The 4,734-nt window shown below is 64.9% G+C and carries 3 protein-coding genes; 2 read left to right on the forward strand and 1 reads right to left on the reverse strand.

Going from position 1 to position 4,734, the window contains the following annotated elements:
* Window positions 1-105: 105 nt before the first annotated feature.
* Window positions 106-1,584: a pyruvate kinase gene (gene pyk / locus AAHM38_RS25135; protein WP_015855911.1), complete on the forward strand. Its 1,479-nt coding sequence runs from the start codon at window positions 106-108 to the stop codon at window positions 1,582-1,584.
* A gap of 24 nt (window positions 1,585-1,608) precedes the next feature.
* Here pyk and hemN read toward each other — a convergent pair whose 3' ends face one another.
* Window positions 1,609-3,093 (reverse strand): oxygen-independent coproporphyrinogen III oxidase, encoded by a 1,485-nt coding sequence (gene hemN / locus AAHM38_RS25140; RefSeq protein ID WP_015855912.1) that lies wholly within the window; start codon window positions 3,091-3,093, stop codon window positions 1,609-1,611.
* Between the two features lie 254 nt (window positions 3,094-3,347).
* On the opposite strand from hemN, the gene AAHM38_RS25145 reads away from it, so the two are divergent.
* Window positions 3,348-4,436, forward strand: a complete 1,089-nt coding sequence (locus AAHM38_RS25145) for an ABC transporter substrate-binding protein (protein ID WP_015855913.1) — start codon at window positions 3,348-3,350, stop codon at window positions 4,434-4,436.
* The last annotated feature ends 298 nt before the right edge of the window (window positions 4,437-4,734 follow it).

Genomic DNA, 4,734 nt, shown 5'->3' on the forward strand with positions numbered 1-4,734 from the left:
GCTTACTTTCTTTGGCAAGACAAAGAAAGTGAGTCGCCCCCGGCAGGGGGTGAAAGGGAGATGGACCACCAAGGCCCAAACAACAACCCCACCGGAAACACCAAAATGCGCCGCTTCCGCAATACCAAAATCCTAGCCACCCTAGGCCCCGCCAGCAGCGACAAAGACACCATCCGCGCCCTCTTCGACGCCGGCGCAGACGTCTTCCGCCTGAACTTCAGCCACGGCTCGCACGAAGACCACCGCAAGCGCTACGACACCGTGCGCGCGGTGGAGGCCGAGACCGGCCGCCCGATCGGCATCCTCGCTGACATGCAAGGCCCGAAGCTGCGCATTGGCACCTTTGCCGACGGACGCGTCGTGCTCAAGAACGGTGATCGCTTTGTGCTCGATCGCGATCCGACGCCGGGTGATGTCACGCGTGTGCACTTGCCGCACCCCGAGCTGTACGCCGCGACCGCGCCGGGCCAGTCGCTGTTGCTGGACGACGGCAAGATCCGCCTGGCAGTCGAAGCGGCTGATCCGACGGCCATCGTCACGCGCGTGGTCGATGGCGGCCCGCTGTCGGACCGCAAGGGCGTGAATGTGCCGGATGCCGTGATTCCCATTCCCGCGCTTACTGAGAAGGATCTGCGCGACTTGGACTTCGCCTTGTCGCTGGGCGTCGATTGGATCGCCCTGTCGTTCGTGCAGCGCGCCGAAGACGTGATCGCCGCGCGCGAGATCATTGGCGACCGCGCGGGCCTGCTCTCCAAGATCGAGAAGCCCGCAGCGCTGCTGCATCTGGAAGACATCGTGCAGGCGTCCGACGCCCTGATGGTGGCGCGTGGTGATCTGGGCGTGGAACTGCCGCCCGAACGCGTGCCCGGCGTGCAGAAGCGCATCCTGCGCATGGCGCGCCAGCATGGCAAGCCGGTGGTGGTGGCCACGCAGATGCTGGAATCGATGATCGAAGCGCCGGTGCCGACGCGTGCCGAAGCCTCCGACGTGGCCAGCGCCGTGTACGACGGCACCGATGCCGTGATGCTGTCGGCCGAGTCGGCCAGCGGCAAGCATCCGGTGGCGGCGGTCAGCATCATGAACCGCATCATCGCCGAGACCGAACGCGACCCGCTCTACCGCAACCTGATCGACGCGCAGCACCAACCGCCGCTGCCCACGCGCCAGGACGCAATCTGCGCGGCCCTGCGTGACGTGACGCACATCCTGGGCGCAGTGGCTACCGTCACCTACACGTCCAGCGGCAAGACCAGCCTGCGCGCCGCACGCGAGCGGCCACTGGCGCCCATCGTGAGCATCACGCCGCGCCTGGATACGGCGCGCCGTCTGGCGATCACGTGGGGTGTACACAGCACGGTCAGCCCCGATGTGAGCAATGTCGACGAGATGGTGGATGCGGCGTGCCGAGCTGCCGCGCGTGAAGGCTTTGCCGTGTCGGGCGACCAGATCGCCATCACGGCGGGCATGCCGTTCGGTCAGGCCGGGTCAACCAACCTGCTGCGCCTGGCGGAAATCTGGCCGCAGACGTTGGTCAGCGCCCAGACGCAAACCACTGCACTGCAGCCCGAACCGGCAACGGTCTGACGTGGCTTCGGGCCAGCAGGAAGGTCAGACCACCTTGGAGTAGCGCGGGACGAAGGTGACGGGCTTGCCCTCGGCTTCCATCGCGCGCTCCGTGCCCGCCTCGCGCAGGTGCGCATCGAACACCATCGCGATGCGGCGCACGAGCAGCCGCCCTTGCGGTGTGATGACGATGCGCTCGTCCCCGACCTTCACCAGCCCGGCTTCTTCCAGCGGCGCCAGCGCCTGCAACTCGTCCGCAAAACTGCGCTTGAAGTCCAGCCCGTGGCGCGCGCCGAATGCGCGCATGTTCAATTCAAATCCGCACATCAGCTCGCCGATCAGCGCGCGGCGCACGTGATCGTCCGGCGTGAGCGACATGCCGCGCAGCACGGCCAGCTCGCCTGCGTCGATGCGAGCGTAGTAAGCGTCGAGATCCTTTTCGTTCTGCGCATACACATCGCCCACGCGGCTGATGGCGGACACGCCAAACGCCAGCATGTCGCAATCGGCGTGCGTGGAATAGCCCTGGAAATTGCGCTGCAGCCGCCCTTCACGCTGCGCAATGGCAAGTGCATCGTCAGGCCGCGCGAAGTGATCCATGCCGATGTAGACATAGCCTTCGGCGACGAGCCGCTCGACCGTCATGGCGAGTAAGTCGAGCTTCTCGTCGGCGGTAGGCAGCGTGAACATGTCGATGCGGCGCTGCGCCTTGAACAGGTGCGGCAGATGCGCATAGCTGTAGACGGACAGCCGATCGGGCGCCATCTCCAGCACGCGATCCAGCGTGGCGTTGAAGGTTTCCGTGCGCTGATATGGCAAGCCGTAGATCAGGTCGAAGCTGATCGACTCGAGGCCCAGCCGGCGCGCGGTATCGACCACACGGCGCGTCTCTTCCACACTTTGGATGCGGTGGACGGCGCGCTGGACGTCGGGGTCGAAGTCTTGGATGCCCAGGCTTGCGCGGTTGAAGCCGATTTCAGCCAAGACTTCGAGCGTGGCGTCGTCGGCATGGCGCGGGTCGAGTTCGACGGAGATCTCGCCATCGTTGGCCACGTCGAAATGCTCGCGCGTGGCGGCCATCACGGCACGCATTTCGTCGTGCGCAAGAAAAGTCGGCGTGCCGCCGCCCCAATGCAACTGCGTCACGCGGCGCAGTGGGCCAATCTGGCTGGCCACCATCGCCATCTCGCGCGCGAGCGTTTCAACGTAGCGGGCGCTGCGCGAGCGGTCCTTTGTGATGACCTTGTTGCAGCCGCAGTAGTAGCAAAGGTTCGCGCAGAACGGCAGGTGCATGTACAGCGACAGCGGCGCATGCAGCGCGGGCGCGATCGCGGCGCGGCGGTGCAAGGCGTCGAGATAGTCGGAGTTGCCGAACCCGTTGTGGAAGCGGTCGGCCGTTGGGTACGAGGTGTAGCGCGGGCCGTACGTATCAAAGCGCTGCGCGAGCGCGCGCACCTGCGGCGCCGACCAGCGGAAGGCGGTGTCATTTTCGGCAGACGGAGTGTCAGCCATTTTCGCGAACGGAAACATGGGGGCGATCGTCGTGGGGGCGATGGCTCATCCTAAAACTGCCAGGTGAGCGCCGCGTTGATGTGTGTCAACGTCGGTCCACACCTGTTCAAACGCGCCTCACCCTCCGTTGGGAGGGCCCCAACTTCACCGATCTGTCATGTTCTGCCCCCTAACATCGGCGATCGGCGCCAAGGGCTCGTCGCCCGTCGCACGCAGGCCGTCAAAACAACACAACAGCACAGGCCGTCGACTCGTCTTTTGGGGGAAGCACCATGTGGCAGAGACTGGCACGCCGCGGCGCGTGCGCACTGGCCTGGGCGGCCGTCACGCTGACGGCGCATGCGCAAGGCACGTCGTTCGTCGTGGGGCAGCTGATCGAGCGCGGCGCAGACCAGGCCGACTATGCGCGCGACTTTATGGCGGGCGCCAAGGTGGCTTTCGATGCAGCCAACCAGAGCGGCGGCATCAAGGGCCGGCGCATCAGCCTCGTCCGGCGCGAGGCGGCGCTCAACGAAGCCATCCCGCAGGCCGTTGACATGATCGAACGCGACCATGTCGAGTTGCTCTTTGGCGTAAGCGAACGCTTGCTGCCGGTGCTGGCAGCGTCTCCCGAGATCGCACGGCGCAATGTGCCGTTGCTCGCCCCGCTCTCAGGTGCGACGTCGACCGCCGACAACGTTTTGTTCATCCGCCCCGATTACGACCACGAAATCGTCGCCGCGCACAACCGGCTGCGGCAGTTCGGCATGCGGCGGATTGCACTCGTCACGGCAGCGGGCTTCGATCCGCAACTCGGGGTGCGTCTGCGTGGCTCGATCGCCAAGGGAAATGCTGCCGAAACGCTGGACCTTTACACACTCACCGGAGACCCGGCCGAGCTTGCGGCCCGCATCGCGCCGACAAAGCCCACAGCGGTGATCGTCGCCGGCGACACGCTCACCTACGCCACCGTCGGACGTGCGCTGGCGCAGCAGGGCTGGTATGGCTTTCTGGTCGGGCTGTCGTCCGTCAACCCTCAAGTGGCGCGCGAAATCCTGGGCTCGGGCTACAGCGGCGGCATGCTGCTCGCCCAGACGGTGCCAAACCCGGCCAGCGGCGTCACCAAGGTCGCGCGCGAGCATATGGCGCGGATGAAGCAGTTTCTGGATGAGCCGCCTTCCGCCGCGACGCTATCGGGGTATATCGCCGCGGTGTATTTGGTTCAGGCGATGAATGCCGCGGGCGGCAAGGTGACCGGCGTGGAACTGCGGCGCGCGTTGCAGACGCGCGTTGATGTGGGCGGGTTCACGCTGGATTTCACGCGTGGAAATCGGGGGAGCGAGTTTGTTGATCTGAATTACATTCAGGGAGCGGGGAATTGATTTCTTTGCCGTTGGTGGTTTATCCCCCTTTCGTTCCCTGCCGGGATCGACTCACTTTCTTTGTCTTTCCAAAGAAAAGTAAGCAAAAGAAAGGCGCGCCCGAGATGGCGACTTCCCCTTGAATTTGTGTGACCGTGCGGGGAAGGAGGCAAACTCGCTGCGCTCAGACAAGCCTCCTTCCTTTTCCCGCCCGCTCACAAAAATTCAAGGCGCCATCAAGGGCTCAACGTCAAAAGAAAAAAGGCCAACCCATCGCGCGGTTGGCCTTTGTCGTTTCGGCTTGTGCCCAGAGGGTGCA

Origin of the sequence: Ralstonia sp. OTU4908, from assembly GCF_038440115.1 — a bacterium.
GTDB classification, from domain to species: domain Bacteria; phylum Pseudomonadota; class Gammaproteobacteria; order Burkholderiales; family Burkholderiaceae; genus Ralstonia; species Ralstonia pickettii.